Source organism: Lysobacter hankyongensis (genome assembly GCF_039543145.1).
Taxonomy (GTDB): Bacteria; Pseudomonadota; Gammaproteobacteria; order Xanthomonadales; family Xanthomonadaceae; genus Lysobacter_I; species Lysobacter_I hankyongensis.
Map to the genome: position 1 here is coordinate 30,025 of NZ_BAABJE010000023.1, position 17,457 is coordinate 47,481.

The 17,457-nt window shown below is 66.4% G+C and carries 13 protein-coding genes; 2 read left to right on the plus strand and 11 right to left on the minus strand.

Translation table 11 applies throughout. The annotated features are described in order from the left end of the window. Positions 1–5 precede the first annotated feature (5 nt). The 4 genes from ABD974_RS17280 to gpmI form a co-directional block, all read right to left on the minus strand. Positions 6–899 carry an ABC transporter ATP-binding protein gene (locus ABD974_RS17280; protein ID WP_345304590.1) on the minus strand — a complete coding sequence of 298 codons (894 nt, stop codon included), beginning with the start codon at positions 897–899 and terminating at the stop codon, positions 6–8. 145 nt (positions 900–1,044) lie between these two features. Then, on the minus strand, positions 1,045–2,379 hold the full coding sequence (locus tag ABD974_RS17285; protein WP_345304591.1) for a S41 family peptidase: 1,335 nt from the start codon (positions 2,377–2,379) through the stop codon (positions 1,045–1,047). A gap of 85 nt (positions 2,380–2,464) precedes the next feature. After that, positions 2,465–3,760: a murein hydrolase activator EnvC family protein gene (locus tag ABD974_RS17290; RefSeq protein WP_345304592.1), complete on the minus strand. Its 1,296-nt coding sequence runs from the start codon at positions 3,758–3,760 to the stop codon at positions 2,465–2,467. A gap of 11 nt (positions 3,761–3,771) precedes the next feature. Then, positions 3,772–5,319 (minus strand): 2,3-bisphosphoglycerate-independent phosphoglycerate mutase, encoded by a 1,548-nt coding sequence (gene gpmI / locus ABD974_RS17295; RefSeq protein ID WP_345304593.1) that lies wholly within the window; start codon positions 5,317–5,319, stop codon positions 3,772–3,774. A gap of 109 nt (positions 5,320–5,428) precedes the next feature. On the opposite strand from gpmI, the gene ABD974_RS17300 reads away from it, so the two are divergent. Continuing rightward, on the plus strand, positions 5,429–6,166 hold the full coding sequence (locus tag ABD974_RS17300) for a DUF4097 family beta strand repeat-containing protein (RefSeq protein WP_345304594.1): 738 nt from the start codon (positions 5,429–5,431) through the stop codon (positions 6,164–6,166). A gap of 218 nt (positions 6,167–6,384) precedes the next feature. Here ABD974_RS17300 and ABD974_RS17305 read toward each other — a convergent pair whose 3' ends face one another. From ABD974_RS17305 to ABD974_RS17325, 5 genes are read right to left on the minus strand one after another with little or no spacing between them, the layout of a single operon-like run. Further along, positions 6,385–7,254 (minus strand): formylglycine-generating enzyme family protein, encoded by an 870-nt coding sequence (locus tag ABD974_RS17305; RefSeq protein ID WP_345304595.1) that lies wholly within the window; start codon positions 7,252–7,254, stop codon positions 6,385–6,387. After that, positions 7,241–7,528 carry a hypothetical protein gene (locus ABD974_RS17310; protein ID WP_345304596.1) on the minus strand — a complete coding sequence of 96 codons (288 nt, stop codon included), beginning with the start codon at positions 7,526–7,528 and terminating at the stop codon, positions 7,241–7,243. The genes ABD974_RS17305 and ABD974_RS17310 overlap by 14 nt, the downstream gene beginning before the upstream one ends. Then, a complete protein-coding gene (locus tag ABD974_RS17315) occupies positions 7,525–10,374 on the minus strand; it encodes an SUMF1/EgtB/PvdO family nonheme iron enzyme (RefSeq protein WP_345304597.1) in 2,850 nt (949 codons plus the stop codon). Before ABD974_RS17315 ends, ABD974_RS17310 begins: the two co-directional genes overlap by 4 nt. Positions 10,375–10,399: 25 nt before the next feature. Beyond that, positions 10,400–11,434, minus strand: a complete 1,035-nt coding sequence (locus ABD974_RS17320; protein ID WP_345304598.1) for an AAA family ATPase — start codon at positions 11,432–11,434, stop codon at positions 10,400–10,402. Then, positions 11,431–13,308, minus strand: coding sequence for an esterase/lipase family protein (locus tag ABD974_RS17325; RefSeq protein WP_345304599.1), 1,878 nt, complete (start codon positions 13,306–13,308; stop codon positions 11,431–11,433). Before ABD974_RS17325 ends, ABD974_RS17320 begins: the two co-directional genes overlap by 4 nt. Positions 13,309–13,481: 173 nt before the next feature. Here ABD974_RS17325 and ABD974_RS17330 point away from each other — a divergent pair, with 173 nt between their 5' ends. Next, entirely contained in the window at positions 13,482–15,203 is a 1,722-nt protein-coding gene (locus ABD974_RS17330; protein WP_345304704.1) for a M28 family metallopeptidase, read from the plus strand. A gap of 369 nt (positions 15,204–15,572) precedes the next feature. On the opposite strand, the gene ABD974_RS17335 is transcribed toward ABD974_RS17330, so the two are convergent. After that, entirely contained in the window at positions 15,573–16,127 is a 555-nt protein-coding gene (locus ABD974_RS17335) for a hypothetical protein (RefSeq protein WP_345304600.1), read from the minus strand. Positions 16,128–16,266: 139 nt separating this feature from the next. Beyond that, positions 16,267–17,406, minus strand: coding sequence for an NAD(P) transhydrogenase subunit alpha (locus ABD974_RS17340; RefSeq protein ID WP_345304601.1), 1,140 nt, complete (start codon positions 17,404–17,406; stop codon positions 16,267–16,269). Positions 17,407–17,457 lie beyond the last annotated feature (51 nt).

Consider the following 17,457-nt stretch of genomic DNA (forward strand, 5'->3'; position numbering starts at 1 on the left):
GCTCCTCAGGCGGCCTTGGCGTGCTGGCGCAGACGCTGGAAGTACACGTCCTCGAGATCGGGCGCGACCTGCTCGAAACCGTCTTCGGGACGTTCGGCGCTGAACACGTGGATCACCGGCAGGCCACCGACCAGGCGCGTCGACAGCACGGTGAATTCCCGCAGGCAGCGCTCGAGATCGGCCTTCTCCACCTGCTTGCGCCACACCTGCTGCTCCAGCGCGCCGATGGCGTCGGCCGGGCGACCGGTGAGCAACACCTTGCCCTTGTTCATGATCGCCATGGACGGACACAGATCGGTCACGTCCTCGACGATATGGGTGGACAGGATCACCGCGACGTTCTCGCCGATCTCGGCGAGCAGGTTGAGGAAGCGGTTGCGCTCCTCGGGGTCGAGACCGGCGGTGGGTTCGTCGACGATGACCAGGCGCGGATCGCCCAGCAGCGCCTGGGCGATGCCGAAACGCTGGCGCATGCCGCCGGAGAAACCGCCGAGCTTGCGCTTGCGCACGTCCCAGAGATTCACCTGCTGGAGCAGACCGTCGACGACTTCGCGCCGCTGTCTGCGGTCGACCAGGCCCTTCAGCACCGCGAAATGTTCGAGCAGATCGAGCGCGCTGACCTTGGGATACACGCCGAAATCCTGCGGCAGATAGCCGAGCTGGCGGCGCACCGCGTCCTTGTCGCGAAGGATGTCGATGCGACCGCCCTTGCCGTCGTCGAGGGTCGCGGTGCCGCTGTCCGCCTCCTGCAGGGTCGCGAGCGTGCGCATCAGCGACGACTTCCCGGCGCCGTTCGGGCCCAGCAGGCCGAACATGCCGCGCGGGATGTCGAGGGTCACGTGGTCGAGCGCATGCACGCCGTTGGCGTAGGTCTTGCTGAGGTCGCGGATCGCGAGCATGGAGAGTCCCCGGAGACGGGTCCGCGGCTGCGGACGGATCGCATCATCCTAGGGGAGCGGCACGAGCACGCAGACGGGCCATCAGCCCTGATGACTTCCGGCCCAAGGCCGGAAGTCATGGGTATGGCTCAGGAGAAACGCGGTCTCAGCGCCGATCGGCGGCAGGCAGTGCGGCGACCTGCTTCTTCAGCACCGCGAGCGCGGCGGTGATCGGCGCTTCGCCTTCCAGCACGTCGCCGACGCCGACACCGTCGGTTTCCTGGTCGCCGCGCAGGTGGCCGGGCAACGCGGCTTCGGAGTATTCGCCGGGCCGGGCGGCGGCACCGTCGGGTTTCAGCACCACGTCAGGATCGATGCCGCGGGCCTGGATCGAACGGCCGCTGGGCGTGTAGTAGCGCGCGGTGGTGAGCTTCACCGCGTCGCCGTTGTCCAGCGGCAGCACGGTCTGCACCGAGCCCTTGCCGAAGGTGCGGCTGCCGACGACCTGCGCGCGCTGGTTGTCGCGCAGCGCGGCGGCCAGCACTTCCGAGGCGCTGGCGGAACCGGCATCGACCAGCACCACCACCGGCGCGCCGCGCATGCGGTCGCCGGGGGTCGCGCTGAAGGCGGTGTCGGCGACCGGATTGCGACCGCGGGTGCTGACGATGCCGCCCTTCTCCAGCAGATCGTCGGCGACCTGCACCGCGGAGGTCAGCAGACCGCCCGGGTTGCTGCGCAGATCGAGCACCAGCCCGCGCAGGCCCGCGGCGCCACCGGCCTGCGCCTGCAGCTTGTCGACATGGGCTTCGAAATCGTTCGCGGTATCGGCCTGGAACGCGCTGATGCGCAGGTAGGCGTAGCCGGGTTCGAGCATGCGGCTGCGCACGCTGCTGACCCGGATGGTGTCGCGCTGGACGGCGATCTCCAGCGGTTTCTTCGCGCCTTCGCGCTGCACGGTGAGTACGGTCTTGCTGCCCGGTTCGCCGCGCAGCGGATTGCTGTCGGCCTGTTCGGGCGTGAGCGGTTTTCCGTCGACGGCGACGATCACGTCGCCGGGCTTGATGCCGGCGCGCGCCGCGGGCGTGTCGTCGATCGGTGCGATCACGAGGATGCTGCCGTCGGGCTGCTGCTGCACTTCGACGCCGATGCCGTCGTAGGCGCCGTTCGCGTCCTCGTCGAAGGCCTGCGCGTCGCTGCGCACGAGATAGGTGCTGTGCGGGTCGAGATCGAACAGCAGGCCGCGGATCGCGGACTGCATCAGTTTGCGGTCCTCCACCGGCTCGACGTAGGCGTGCTTGACCGCGTTGAACACGTTGACGTAACGCCGGATCTCTTCCAGCGGCACCTTGCCGGCGTCGGCATCGGCGGACGCTTTCACGGCGGGCGCCGCGGGCTTCGCGTCCTGGGCCATCGCCGGCACGGCGGCGCAGGCCGCGAACGCGAGCAGGCCGGCCAAGCCATGGACGCGGAAGGGAAAGGACGCGGACAACGGACGGGACATCGACGACTCCGGAAAGGACTGCTCGGTCGGACCGCGGCGGACGCGACTGGTTCACGCGCCGTGCGGCTGCCGTTCACCGTACCGTTTACTGCCGCCGGAGCCAACTGCCCGGATCGACAGGCTGGCCGTTGCGGCGCAGTTCGAAATACAGCGCCGGCTGCGCCAGCCCGCCGGAGTTGCCGACGCGGGCGACGGCATCGCCGCGCTTCACCGCGGCGCCGACATCCTTCAGCAGGGATTCGTTGTGCGCGTACAGGCTGAGATAGCCGTTGCCGTGGTCCACGATCAGGATCAGACCATAGCCGGTCATCCATTCGGCGAAGACCACGTTGCCGTCCGCGACCGCGCGCACCGGCGTGCCGAGACCCGCCGCGATCAGCAGGCCATGACTGGCGCGACCGTCGGGCATGCGTCCGCCATATCCGGCGAGCAGGTTGCCCGAGAGCGGCCAGCCGAAGCCGCCCACCCGTACCGGCGCCGCGTTGGCGGTCTGCCGCGGCGGTCGCGGCGTCGCGCGCTCGCCCGGCCGCGGCGCCGTGGGTTTGGCGGCGCGGGCTGCGGCATTGCGGGCGTCGCGCTGGGCGGCGGCCCGCTCTGCAGCAGCCCGTTCGGCGGCCGCCTTGGCCGCCGCCGCGCGCAGCCGCGCGACCAGTTGCTGCAGGGCCTTGGCGTCGCTGCCCAGCGCCTGCTCGCGGGCCTGGCGGTCGCGATAGCGCTGTTCCAGTTCGCCGAGGGTCGCGGCGCGGCTGCGGCGATCGCGGGCCAGCGCGGCCAGCTGCGCCTGTTGGCGTTCGCGCGCGGCGTCGAGCGCCGTGCGTTTGGCGGCGATCTGCGCTTCCACGCGTTCCAGTTCGGCGAGTTCGGCGCTGAGCGCGGCGGTGCGCTGCAGGCGCTGGCGCTGCAGATAGCGGTAGTACACCAGTTGGCGCTGGGCGTCGGCGACGCGATCCTGCGCCAGCATCAGCTTCAACGGCCCCTGATCGCCCTGGGCATGCGCGGCGCGCAGCAGCGCGGCCAGTTCGCGGCGCTGTCCGGCCTGCTGGCGCAGCAGATCTTCGCGGCGCGCGCCGAGTTCGGCCAGCGCGGTCTGTTCGCGCGCCAACTGGCGCTCGGCTTCGTACAGCGCACGGCTGGAACTGGCGACGCGCTCGTCCACCGCGCGCAGTTCGCGACTCGCGGCGCCGCGCTGGCCTTCGAGACGACGGCGCTCGGCGGCGACATCCTTCAACTCGCGCTGGACCTTCTCCAGGCGGCGCTGCGCGTCCGGGCTCGCCGCGGGCTTGCCGGCCTGCTGCACACCGGCTTGCTGCGCGCCGGCCTGCGGCAACAGCAGCAGCGCAAGCAGCGCGAGCGCGCACAGCGGGCGCAGGGCATGCCGCATGCGCGCAGGCGTCATCCGGCGGCCAGCAGACTGCGGCCGGACATCTCGGCCGGCTGCGGCAGACCGAGCAGATCGAGAATCGTCGGCGCCACGTCGCGCAGCGCGCCACCGTCGCGCAGTTGCGCATCGGCGCGCTCGCCAACATAGACAAACGGCACCGGGCCGACGGTATGCGCGGTATGCGGCTGCCCGGTCGCGGGGTCGCGCATCATTTCGAGATTGCCGTGATCGGCGGTGATCAGCAGCGCGCCGCCGGCCGCGCGCACCGCGATCTCGACCGCACCGATGGCCACGTCCACCGCCTGCGCGGCCAGGATCGCCGCCTGCAGATCGCCGGTGTGGCCGACCATGTCGGGATTCGCGATGTTGCACACCACCACGTCGAAGCGGCCGCCGGCGATCGCATCGACCAGCTTCGCGGTGACTTCGGGACAGCTCATTTCCGGCTGCAGATCGTAGGTCGCGACCTTCGGGCTGGGCACCAGAATGCGCGCTTCGCCCGGATACAGGTCCTCGCGGCCGCCGCTGAAAAAGAAGGTGACGTGCGCGTATTTCTCGGTCTCGGCGATCCGCAGCTGAGTCTTGCCGTGCGCGGCCAGCACTTCGCCCAACGTGTTGCGCAGATCGTCCGGGCAGAAGGCCACCGGCGCCGGCAGTTTCGCGTCGTATTCGGTGAGGCAGACGAAGCGCGACAGCGCCGGGCGCCGCACGCCCGCATCGAAGCCGTCGAAGGCGGGCGAGACGAAGGCCGCGGTGATCTGGCGCGCGCGGTCGGCGCGGAAATTCATGAACACCATCGCGTCGCCGTCGCGCATGGGCTGCGCGCCCTCGATCACCGTCGGCGCCACGAATTCGTCGTTCTCGCCGCGGGCGTAGGCGTCGCGCAGCGCCGCCAGGGCATCGAACGCACGATGGTCCGCATGCGCTTCGACCATCGCGTCCCAGGCGCGGCGCACGCGGTCCCAGCGCTGGTCGCGGTCCATCGCGAAGTAACGGCCGCTCACCGACGCGATCCGCGCATTGCCCAGCGCGTCGCACTTCGCCTGCAGCGCGCGCAGGCTGGGTTCGGCCGATTTCGGGGGCATGTCGCGACCGTCGAGGAACGCATGCACCGCGACCTGCGGCACGCCTGCGCGCGCGGCCAGATCGAGCATCGCGAAGATGTGCAGTTCATGGCTGTGCACGCCGCCCGGCGACAGCAGGCCCATCACGTGCAGGGTGCCGCCGGCGGTCTTCGCCCCGTCGCAGGCGGCGCGCAGTTCGACGTTGGCGAAGAAGCTGCCGTCCTCGATCGCGGCGTCGATGCGGGTCAGATCCTGGTACACGATGCGGCCGGCGCCGAGATTCATGTGCCCGACCTCGGAATTGCCCATCTGCCCGTCCGGCAGACCGACATGGCGGCCCTCGGTGTGGATCAACGTGTGCGGCCGCTGCGCCCACAGCCGACGCCAGTTCGGCAGTTCGGCGAGCGCCAGCGCGTTGTCGGTCGGGTCTTCGCGATGGCCCCAGCCGTCCAGGATCATCAGCACCACGGGCTTCGGACGGGCGGCAGCGGACATGTGACCTTCGGGGCAGTGACTTAGGACAGATGCGATTGTAGCGAAGCGGCCGCATCCTGCTCCTGCCGGCCCCTCCCCCGGGTCTCACGTGTTCAGAAGAGGTCATCCCATGCATGCCACCAAATCCGCTCTCGGCGTCGCCATCGCGTCCACCCTCGCGCTCGTCCTGCTCGCGCCCGTCGCCCACGCCGGCAAGGACATCGACAAGGTCATGGGCAGCATCACCGCCCACGCCGGCGAGGATTACGGCGATCTGTCGAGCGTGAACGGCAGCGTGCGCGTCGAGGCCGGCGCCAAGGCGCAGGACATCTCGACCGTCAACGGCAGCGTCCGCCTGGCCGAAGGCGCCCGCATCGGCGACGCCGAAACCGTCAACGGCAGCATCAAGGCCGAAGGCCGGGTCACCGCCGGGTCGCTGGAAACCGTGAACGGCAGCATCCGCCTCGACGAACAGGGCCAGGCCACCAGCATCGAGACCGTCAACGGCAGCATCTTCGTCGGCCGCGGCGGCGCGGTGAGCAAGGACATCGAAACCGTGAACGGCGCCATCGGCATCGTCGACACCGACGTGAGCGGCAGCATCAGCACCGTCAACGGCGACATCACCGTCGGCATCGGCTCGCACGTGCGCGGCGGCATCACCATCGAGAAGCCGAGCGGCAACTGGATGCCGGTCGCGACCAAACAGCGCAAACCGCGCATCGTCATCGGCCCGAATGCAGTGGTCGAAGGCCCGCTGGTGTTCAAGCGCGAAGTGAACCTCTACGTCCACAAGACCGCCCGCATCGGCCAGGTCACCGGCGCCACCGCCGTGCGCTACGACGGAGCGACGGCGCCGAAGGATTGAGGGCGGGTTCTGCGTTTACGCGAAGATCGGCGATACAAAATCACGCGGTCTCCGAGAGAGGCCGCCTTGCGCCATTCCACATTGCGTGATGTCGCGCAACGCATTCCCGCTGGTAGAGCGGCCTTCAGACCGCTGAAAGCATTGAGTTGATCAACGACGCGGCGCGGCCGCCTACGGCGACCGCACCATCCGGCCTAGCACTGCACGTCGGGGCCGGCCTACCGGCCCGCCCCGCTGCCACGGGCCTCCGGCCCGCCGGGAAACTTTAGGGCAAAGCGGAAGCCGAGGTCCCAGCTAGCGCCCCCGCCGGGCCTCCTAAGGCGGTATGCGGCGCGGGCGGATCCAGGGTGGTTGAACCACGAACCGCCACGGACAACGCGAAACACCTCGTCCGACCGCGCGCCCAGCGCGTCACGACGCGGACCCCAAGCGTCCGAACACCATTCCCACACATTGCCGTGTACGTCGTACAGGCCGCACGAGTTGAGTGGGTAGCGGTCAACAGGCGTGGTGCGCTTGTGCCGTTCGTTCCAGTTGGCTCGACGATAGTCAACCTGATTTCCCCACCAGTACGCTGTGCGCGTCCCAACACGCGCCGCATATTCCCATTCCACTTCGGTTGGCAAACACAGACGCTCTCCCGTGCCCCAATCCGGATGCTGCGCAAAGCGCGCAATGAACTGCGCCATCACATCGACCCAGCTGACGTTCTCAACCGGGCGCTTTGGCGCATCAGCGCCTCGCTTAAAATAGCTGGGGTTCGTGCCCGTCACCGCATGCCAGAAAGCTTGAGTGCACGGCGTGTCCGCCAGCCAGAAGCCTTGCGCAACCCTTTCACGGCGCGGGGCATGTTCGGACTTGTCGGCCCATGCACGAACATCCTTGTTCTCTATCGCGGCCCGCTCTTGCTTTGTCGACCCCATCCAGAAACCCTCTGGCCCGCTCGGCTCGATCCACCGCATCCGTTGAGTCACGCCATTGACGGTGAGATCGGCCCAGAGGCCGTAGGGATCGTCACCCCAGGCGCTGGCCCAGGGCGGCGGGAAGTCGCCGATGGGCGCGCGCCATGCGTCTTCAGCGGGCCACATGCGTTGTCTCGCCATGTGCAAATGCGACACGACGCCCGAACATCGGTCCGCGCAATGAAGGCAACTGTATTTCAGCCATCGTCCCGGCGAAGGCCGGGATCCCGCTTGGCATCGTCATTGCAAAAGTCTGGGTTCCGGCCTTCGCTGGAATGACAGCAAAAAGCGAATGCACTGCAGTCCCATTGCATATCAACCGGTCGTTTGAAAAACGATCGACCTCGCTGTGCGCCGGCTCCGGCTGCCTTGCTGCGATGAAAAAGCAGTGCAGACTCATTCGGGCCTGTCCTTGTCTTGATCCTTGCCCCGAAATAACGGCCCTTTGCCGCGAGCCCGCCGGGGTGGCTCCGCCGCCGGTGCGGCCGCCCCACCCCGGCGCGATGGGCCTGGCCCTGCGGGCGGGGCCACCGGCCCACAGGGAGACCTCAGGGCAAAGCGGAAGCCGTCGCCCCGGATGGCGAACCTGCGGAGCCTCCTGTTGCGGGAAGCGGCGCTGGCAAGGTCGGGGTGGTAGAACCACGAACCGCCGCGCACCACGCGCGATTCGCCTGCGCTGGGCCCCTCCGGGTCCCGCGCTGGCGAGTCGGCGTAATCGCGGTCGCCATCGGCGCACCATTCCCAGACGTTGCCATGCATGTCGTATAGCCCCCAGGGGTTGGGCGGGTAGCGGTCCACGGGGGTGGTGCTCTCGTGTTGTCCATTCCAATTGGCACGGGCGTCATCGGGCTCGTCGCCCCACCAATACTTGGTCTGCGTGCCGGCGCGACAGGCGTATTCCCACTGGCTTTCGGTGGGCAGCACCGCCTCGCAACCGGGCGGCAGCAGGCGCTGCAGTCGTTTCAGAAATGCCGTCGCGTCGTCCCAGGACACGTTCTCCACCGGCCGCCGTGGCGCATCCGCGCCATCTTTGAAATGACTCGGGTTCATGCCCATCACCGCCTGCCACAACGCCTGGGTGCAGGGGGTCTCGGCCAGCCACAAGCCTTGCGTGAGGGTGACGGGGTGTCGGGGGTGTTCGTCGTTGTCGCCGATGCTGGGGGGGGAGCCTTGGAGGTAGCTGCCCGGGGGGAGGTAGCGGAAGTACACCCGTTGCGCATCGATCGATTCATTCCCGGAAACTTCCAAAGAGAGCCGTGGACCATATCGGTCGATCTCGAACTGCCAACCCTTCGGCGTGCTGTAGACCACACCCTCCGGTGCGGAGGGCTCCATGGTCACCGGCTGTCCGTCCGGCCAGTGGAACAGGCCATCCGCTCCCCACCCCATGTTGGAACGGTCCGTGACCCAACGCCCTGCCCACGCAGGTTGCACCGCAAACTCGGCGGCCCAGTGCGGCCGGGCGACCGCATCGATGCACAACCGATCCGTCACGCCTCGCACGCGAACGCTGTTCGGCGGCATGCGTTCCCATTTGACCAGTTCGATGCCCCCTGACACCAGCGCATCGCACGGGCACCAGATCACACGAGACACGCCATCGCATTCCACAAACAACCAGCGCCGATCAATGGTGATCGCGGTCATGGCCACGCCCGGACCGACAAAGTCGATTGGCACCAGAAGCAGACGCTGGCCTTGTTGGAACAGCCAGACGCTCAGTGGGCCGCCCTTGTCATCGACCTCGCTGCCGCGCGGTGACAGCGCACCATCAGAGGGCTGGGCAGCCTGAAGCAGGAGTCGCTCAAGGTACGCGCGGTCAGCACCCAGACACTCGGGCAGCGAGTGCAATCGTTGCATGGCGGCGGCACGAATCACACCGGGGCTGCTGACACCAGTCAGCCCGACGACATCGGCATGATCGCGAAGTTGCAACAGATGCTGCGCGACGCGTGCATAGCGCGATTTGGCCTGATCGAACTCCGCAATGATGTCACGACGGGCGACACCACCCTCGTCCGCAGCATCGGCCCAGTCCAGCAATTCCTGATCGCGCTGCACCTGGCTGCGGTGACGGTGCGACTCGGCCAGCACGGCCCAGCAGGCATCGATGACCTCGGGCGGGTGTTGCCGCAGCCGCTGCAGGTATTCGCGCTGCGGGCCACAATGCCATTGCCTGAACGGCAGCGCGCCATCCAGATCCGGGTGGCACCAGACCTCCCGTTCCAGCGCAAGGCCGCCCGGCAGACGCAATGCCCGAATCATCGCGCGGACCAGGGCGGGTTCGACGGTCATTGCCGGTGCCAGACAGGCCAGCAGTCGCGACAGATCGGCGGCATCCGCAGGAGGCGGACTCTGCGTGAGGTCACCTCCCACAGGCAGCACGTGGACGAAACGCGGCTGATCGTCAGACGTAGCGGCCCAAGCTTCAGGTCGCCAGTCCAGCGACCACACCACCGTGGCCCCCTGCGCGACCAGTTGGGCCTCGATGTCGCGCCATCTGCGCCGCTCGTCCACAGGCATCAGCCTGGGCTCGGCGAGCAGCAGCACGGCATGCCCGGATACGATGCTGTCGAGCACGGAAGGCCAGCACCACGGACCTTCGATCGAATGCAGGAACAGCTGCGCCCCGGGACGGGACGCGATCAATTGGTCCATGCAGACCATGCAGTCGTCGATCAGGAACTGACGATCCGGGTGGACATCGACGCACAGATGCAGATCTTGAACGCGGTACGCCCGGGGGCGTTGCGGCAATGGGGCCGGCCACTCGGTCCGCGCCAGCGCCTGCACCATGCGCTCGAGATCCAACGGGCCTGGTCGCCGCGACTGCAGAATGCTGCGCCATCGCGTTTGCAGTCGCGGCAGGTCCAACAGGGTCTGCGCGACGGGTGGATCCCCATTGATATCCAGCATGCGCTCGACAGCCGCCGCCTCCTGCGGCTCCCAGTCGGGCAAGGACTTGGGCTTCACCGCCACAGACCGTTCGCCGCGCTCCACGCGAACGGTGAATCCCTGCGGACAACGCAACGGCAGCCGAAACCGCGCCTCGATGGATTTCGATGACGACGACTCGCCGATCCGCGGTTTGTGCGTTTTCTCTCTGCGTACCGCACGCGCAGGCAGAATGACCTGCGGCAAGCCCAGCAGTTTCGCCGCTTCAATAATCTCCTCCGCAGCCCCGGAGAAGGACTGGTAGCGGAGCAGATCGCTCCATGAGACGGGAGCGCGACGAGAAGTGCTCATACCACTGGCCAAGTATCCGCGACCATCATCCTTGCAGCCTGTTCGCTTCGCCCTTATGCGAAGTGACGCTGGGCGCAAGACTTTCGATCAAAGCAATTTGCTCGTGCGCAGAGGCATTCGCGGCCAATTCGGTGATCGCTTCGCAGAGATCGATGTACTCGGCCACACCAGGCCTGTAGCGCTGCTTCGACGACACGCTGCGCCGATCCTCGTCGATCAATTCCGCCGCACGACGAAGTGCATCGTCCTTGATCTTTGACGCAGTGAAATGCAATCGCCCACGCTTCATCAGCCAATCGACCAACCCATCAGTCGGCAACTGCATGGCCAGCACAATGCAGCGGCGCAGGAACGGCGCGGGGAGTTGGCGGGCGCCGTTGGAGGTCAACAGCAGGAATGGCTCGGACTTCGGATCGCCAAGAACCTCCTGGCCTGTCCAAGGCACTGAAAATCGTTTCTCATCCAGCAACTCCAGCAGACTCTCCGCCAATTCGTCACTGCCCTTGTCGACCTCATCGATCAATATCACGCTGGCACCACCAGACCACTCCGGCGGCATGCCGTAGGGCGCGATCACCTTGAAAGGATCCGGCCGACCATCATTGAGCCGCCATGCGCTGGGCGCGTTGATCGCCCACCACAACGGGCCGGGACGCAGATAATGGGATGGCTTCAGCGGATCGCAATACTTTGGTTTCACAGCGTCGATTGCTGGCCCGAGGGCACCCAGCGCGGATCGTAGCTGCGCATCCGAAAGTCTCGCAATCGCATCAAAATGGAAAAAAAGGTCTTGCGCCTCGGTGCGCGCATGGATGGTCCGCGCGAACAAGGGTACACCCCAAGCCTTCGCTAGCGCCTGCGCCAACCGGGTCTTGCCGCAGCCGGCTTCGCCCACCACCAGCAGCGGACGCGATGTGGCCCAGGCCATGCGCACGGCAAGCTTCGCGCGGTCATCGAGCAGATATCGGGCATCGCCCTCGAGCGGGAGAGATTCGTCGAAAAAATGCGGATCGGCGAGATCGTTGCTTGGATTCGGATGCACTGCATTTTTTTCGGTCAAGACGCCTTTCTCCTCGCATTCTGGACATTGACGAGAAACACTTGCACATTCTGATAAGCCTTACCAAGCATCCGCCTCTTCTTCAGGTCAACAGCATCGCCCTGCACCGGCAACATCAACGTGATCAACTCGCCGAATGCGCGTCCAAGACGATCGCGCATTTCAGGCGCGCTGTACGGCGAATCAGCGCCATGCGCATCCAACACCACGCCCATTTGATAGCGCAACAAGGCTCCGAGTCGATCACGGGCGTCCTGGAGACGATCTTCATCCGCGACACCACCGACGGACTTCGCTCTTTTCGGCCATTGCGTCCGATCATGTCCGGCCAATGCATGCGGCGGTTTGCGCACCATGACGGGATCGAGGATGCGATTCGCCAGATGATTCAGATGATCCTCGTCCCGCCATGAGCCAGGGGCCTGTCCCGATGAGCCGAGAATCCAACTCCCTGGTAGCAGCCTGCCTTCCTTTACCTGAAACTTTGCCGGCCAATTCCTGAGGCTGGCATGCAGGATTTCTGCCATCAGCAACCGTTGCTCGTCTCGATCCAATGCCGGCACATCAATCTTCAACACCTCTCCCACGCCTGCAGGACGGTCGACATCCTCACGCAGGTAAGCCATCAGCAAGATGGAACCAATACGGGACAGAGCGTCGCATAGATCATCGAAACGGCCGTGATTTTTTGGGATTTCACCGACCGACCTGCCAATCTCGGCCAAGAGATCCAGGACAGCTTCACCTTCGGAAGTCGCCAACTGCCTGGCCGCATACAAGTGTTCGGCCGCACTAGGGGGCATGCCTTTCGATATTCTACGAAAGCAGCTGAGGTCAAGCAGGTCCTGGCATTTAAACAATTCTGCATGGATGAGCATGCCGATCCGACGCGGCCAGTGTGCCTCCACTCCAAGATCGAAATCATTCTCCGCAACCTGGCGAATCAGGGCATCCAGACCTTCGACCACCCAGTCGATGTCGGAGGTAGGCTTGACCAATTCGCTGTGGTCCTTGTCCGTGACGGGCAACACCTGCACTTTGGGCCATGTGCCGACCCTCAGATTGGGATCTGCGCTCTCAGACGGCACCACCATCAACGTGCGAAAGATTCCAAGCCTCATGCCTTTGGCTTCGGCATAAACACGAACAATGAAATCAGTTCCCGCCCGCGACTCGTAGTACGCCCTGAAGTCCTCATTGAGATGTTGGAGGCCGATATCGTTTCTCTCGAGCTCATCGATTAGTTGGCTGGTCCTGAAAGCACACTTCGCCACCCAGCCCGCATAGCGCGCACCATCCAAGCCGAGCCCCACCATCAGCGCGCCCGGAGCGATGTTTTTGACCCACTCAGCCCCCTTCAACACATTGGCCAACGCAGACCCTCGATGCGGCGTACCGCAGAACATGACGGCGTGAACACCTTCATGAAGAAAACGATCACGACTGGCAGGATCTTGCCCTCGAGCGTCGAGCAGGATGCGTTTGGCCAACAAGCCGCCAAGGCTGTGACAAACGAAAACCGCGGGGCGTTCGCCGATCCGGTTATCCCGCATCCGCGCTGCCGCCAACAACGCCAATCCACGAATCCCGGGTTGATCGACCTCGCCAAGCGAGACTACTGCACCGATGTTTGCGGGATAGCGCAAGGACCACACCTGCGCGTCCCGATGCGCATTGGCGACCCGCTGCGGCCAAGTCATCTCCTTTTCCGAGTTACGCCATGTGACTTCATGATGCCCACCGAGGCCGTGAATGAAGATCACATCCAGGATCGGCTTGGGCCTGTCGGCCGAATCTTCGGGCTCGACTCTCCACAGGTTCACATCGCTTTCGTTGCGCTCCGCATCATCACCGGCCGCATTCGGTCGCCCCATGTCGCCCCCCGTTCCCTCCTTGGCTCCTCCGAGTCTACCCAGCCGGAGCTCGGGTTTCACAGGTGGCTGGCGACCTGCCGACCGGCGGCGTGGGCGATACTGCGGCGGAGGGTGGCTGCTAGACTCCCGGCCCCTGTTTCCCGCGCTACGAGAGCCGCCCGATGAGCCGCACATTGCCCAAGACCCTCTGGTTAACCCTCGCCGCCACCGCCGCGCTCGCCGCCTGCCAGCGCGGCGCGGAGACGCCCGAGGCACCGAAACCCGCCGCCGAAGCGCCGAAGCCGGCGGCGTTCGCGTTCAAGGACGCGATCGATGCCGCCGATTTCGGCGAGCATGTGCGCGTGCTGGCCTCCGATGAATTCGAGGGCCGTGCGCCGGGCACGCTGGGCGAAGAGAAGACCGTCGAATATCTGAAGGCGCAGTTCGAGCGCATGGGGCTGAAGCCGGGCAACGGCGACAGTTATTTCCAGGTCGTGCCGATGATGGAAACCACCGCCGACGAAACCTCGTCGCTGACCATCGACGTAAAGGGCACACCGCGCACGCTGAAATTCGGCAGCGACATGGTGATCGGCACGCGTACCGGCCAGCCTGAAGTGAAGATCGATGCCAGCGAGCTGGTGTTCGTGGGCTACGGCGTCGACGCGCCGGAGCAGCAGTGGAACGACTATGCCGGCGTCGACGTGAAGGGCAAGACCGTGGTCATGCTCATCAACGATCCGGGGTTCCACGCGAAGGACGCGAATCTGTTCGACGGCAACCGCATGACCTATTACGGGCGCTGGACCTACAAGTTCGAGGAAGCCGGGCGCAAGGGCGCGGCGGCGGCGCTGATCATCCACGACACCGAAGGCGCGTCGTACGGCTGGGAGGTGGTGAAGAACTCGTGGTCGGGCGCGCAGTACGATCTGCGCACGGCCGACGATCCGGCGCCGCGGGTGCCGCTGCAGGGCTGGATCACCGGCGAGCAGGCGAAGACGCTGTTCGCGGACGCCGGTCTGGATCTCGATGCGATGCGCGCCGCCGCCGGCAAGCGCGGCTTCAAGCCGGTGACCCTGCCGGCGAAGATGAGCACGACGCTGAAGAGCACCATCGCCGAGAAGGAATCGCGCAACGTGCTCGCGCTGCTGCCCGGCACCGAGCGCCCGGACGAGGCCGTGGTCTATACGGCGCACTGGGACCATCTCGGCAAGCATCCGGACGAACCCGGCGACAACATCTACAACGGCGCGGTCGACAACGCGACCGGCGTCGCGGGCATCCTGGAAATGGCCGAACAGTTCGCGAAGATCGGCAAGCCGAAGCGCTCGGTGCTGTTCGCCGCGGTCACGCTGGAGGAATCCGGGCTGCTCGGTTCGAAGTACTACGTCGCCCATCCGTCCATCCCGCTGGACCGCACCGTCGCCGTGATCAATCTCGACTCGATGAGCGTGGCCGGCCGCGCGCGCGATCTGACCGTGATCGGGATGGGCAATTCCGAACTGGAAGACATCCTCAGACCGATCGCGGACAAACAGGGACGCACGCTGGTGGCGGAACCGAATCCGGCCGGCGGCTACTACTTCCGCTCCGATCACTTCAATTTCGCCAAGGCCGGCGTGCCCGCGCTGTACACCGATGGCGGCAACGATCTGCGCGATGGCGGCGAAGCCGGCAAGGATTACAACGAGCACCGCTATCACAAGCCCGGGGACCAGTACGACCCGGCGACGTGGAAGCTCGATGGCGCGATGGAAGATCTGACCGCGGTGTACGAGGTCGGCGCGGTGCTCGCCAACGGCGAGGGCTGGCCGAACTGGTATGCCGGCAATCCGTTCCGCGCCGCGCGCGATACGATGATGAAAGCGAATCCGCCGCCGGCGCCGGGCGCGCCGGCGGCGGCCGCGACCAAGTAAGGTCGGGGTTCACATCGCGGAACGCGAAAACGGCGCCGGAAGGCGCCGTTTTCGTTCACGGAAGGCCGCTGCGCTCAGGCCGCTGCCGCAGACCTCAGAGCCTGTTTAAATTGTTCCGATGGCAGCGGTAGATCGGCCTGATATGTCACCGGAGCCCCTGTGGGAGCGACGGAAGTCGCGACGAGCTGCGGGTTTCAAACGGCCGAATGAAAGCTAAAGCGCTCGGGAAAGCGTCGCGACTTCCGTCGCTCCCACAGCGGTTCCCTGATGCGATGCAGGCTCACTGCCGTCCGCGTGCATCTGCACGAGAGACGAAAAGCACGATATCCGCTGGCAATACAGCCGCCTCGCTGAGATTGCAAACAGACCTCAGAGCGTGCGGTGCGCGGATGCCTTCCAGGCGAGCGTGTCCTCGCCGACCTGGAACGCGTTGCGCGATTCGGCTTCGCGCTGCGCGCGCACTTCCTGCGCCTGCTGCTGCTCGCGCTGCTGATTCTGGGCCGTGAGCTTGTCGTTGATCTGCTCGGGGCTCTGGTTGCGCGACTGTTCGACGTTCACGTAACCGTTGAAGATCGGTTCCTTGCCCACGCGCTCGGCGATCATCACGTGGCCGTTGCGCACGTCCATGTATTCGGGCTTCTCGGAAATGCCGGGCGTGTGCCGCGCGGTCAGCACCACGTCGGTGGCGACCTTCTTCGCGTCGTCTTCGGTCATGCCGGTCTTGTTCTGCACCAGCGTCATCGCGCGCTCGAACAACTGGCGCTCGGCCGGATTCATTTCGAGTTCTTTCTGTTTCTGCGGGGCCTGCAGCATCGGACCGGAGCGGTCCAGATCGGGTGCGGCCACGGCGTGCGCGCCGAGGTTGCGCGGGCCGTCTTCCTGGCCCGGCGCGCCGGCCTGTTGTCCCGCAAAGCGTTCGCTCATCGTCGTTCTCCTGCGTGAGCGGTCGGACGCCCCTGCCGCGCCGCGACCTGCGGGCCGAGCATACTGCGGAATCCGGATCGACGCACGGGCCGTGTCTTGCCGGACCAGGGCCGGCAAGACCAGACCGGGCGGAAGCGACTCAGCCCGCGGCGCGCTCCGGCCAGACCGTCTTCGCCAGCAGTTCGTCGTTCCAGTCGAACCGCAGCGCACCCTGCTTGTCGAGCAGCAGCGAGACGAAGTTGAAGACGTTGCGGGCGAACATGTCGCTGGCGTGCATGGCGCCGCTGCTGGCCAGGTTCAGCGGGCCGGAGACGGTAACGCCGTCGTGCATGACGATCTCGCCGGGGCGGGTGAGCTCGCAGTTGCCGCCGGTCTCGGCGGCGAGGTCCACGATCACGCTGCCGGGCTTCATGCCGGCGACCATCGCGGCGCTGACGATCTTCGGCGCCGGGCGACCGGGCACGGCCGCGGTGGCGACGATCACGTCGACGTTCTTCAGATGGTCGGCGAGACGCTGCTGCTGCAGCGCGCGCTCCTCGTCGGTGAGCTGGCGGGCGTAACCGCCCTCGCCCGCGGCGCTGACGCCGAGGTCGAGGAACTTGCCGCCCAGCGATTCGATCTGTTCGCGCGTTTCCGGACGCACGTCGAAGCCTTCGACCTGCGCGCCGAGGCGCTTGGCGGTGGCGATCGCCTGCAGACCGGCGACACCGGCGCCGATCACCAGCACCTTCGATGGACGGATGGTGCCGGCGGCGGTGGTGAGCATCGGGAAGAATTTCGGCGCCAGCTGCGCCGCGATCAGCATCGCCTTGTAACCGGCCATGCCGGCCTGCGAGCTGAGGATGTCCATGGCCTGGGCGCGGGTGGTGCGCGGCAGGCGTTCCAGCGGGAAGGCGACGATGCCGCGGGCCTGGATGGCCTCGCCGCGGGCGGCGTCGCCCTGCGGTTGCAGCATGCCGACGAGCACCGCCCCCGATTTCATCGTGGCGATGGCCGCCGCCGGCGGCGGCTGCACGCAGACCACGATGTCGGCGCTGCCGAGCACTGCGTCGGCGCTGTCGTGGACTTCGGCACCGGCATCGGCGTAGGCGGCATCCGCGGCGTGCGCGCCGCTGCCGAGGCCGCGCTCGATGCGCACCGTGGCGCCTGCGGCGACGAGTTTTTTGCAGGTTTCCGGCGTCAGCGCGACGCGGCGCTCGCCCGCAGCGGTTTCGCGTACCGCACCGATGATCACTTTCGCAGCCGTCGCCTGTGCCGCCTGTTCCGCAGTGTCCGTCATTCCCTGCCTCCCCATCGCTTCGAACCGGTTGCCGGCATCCTAGCAGGTGCG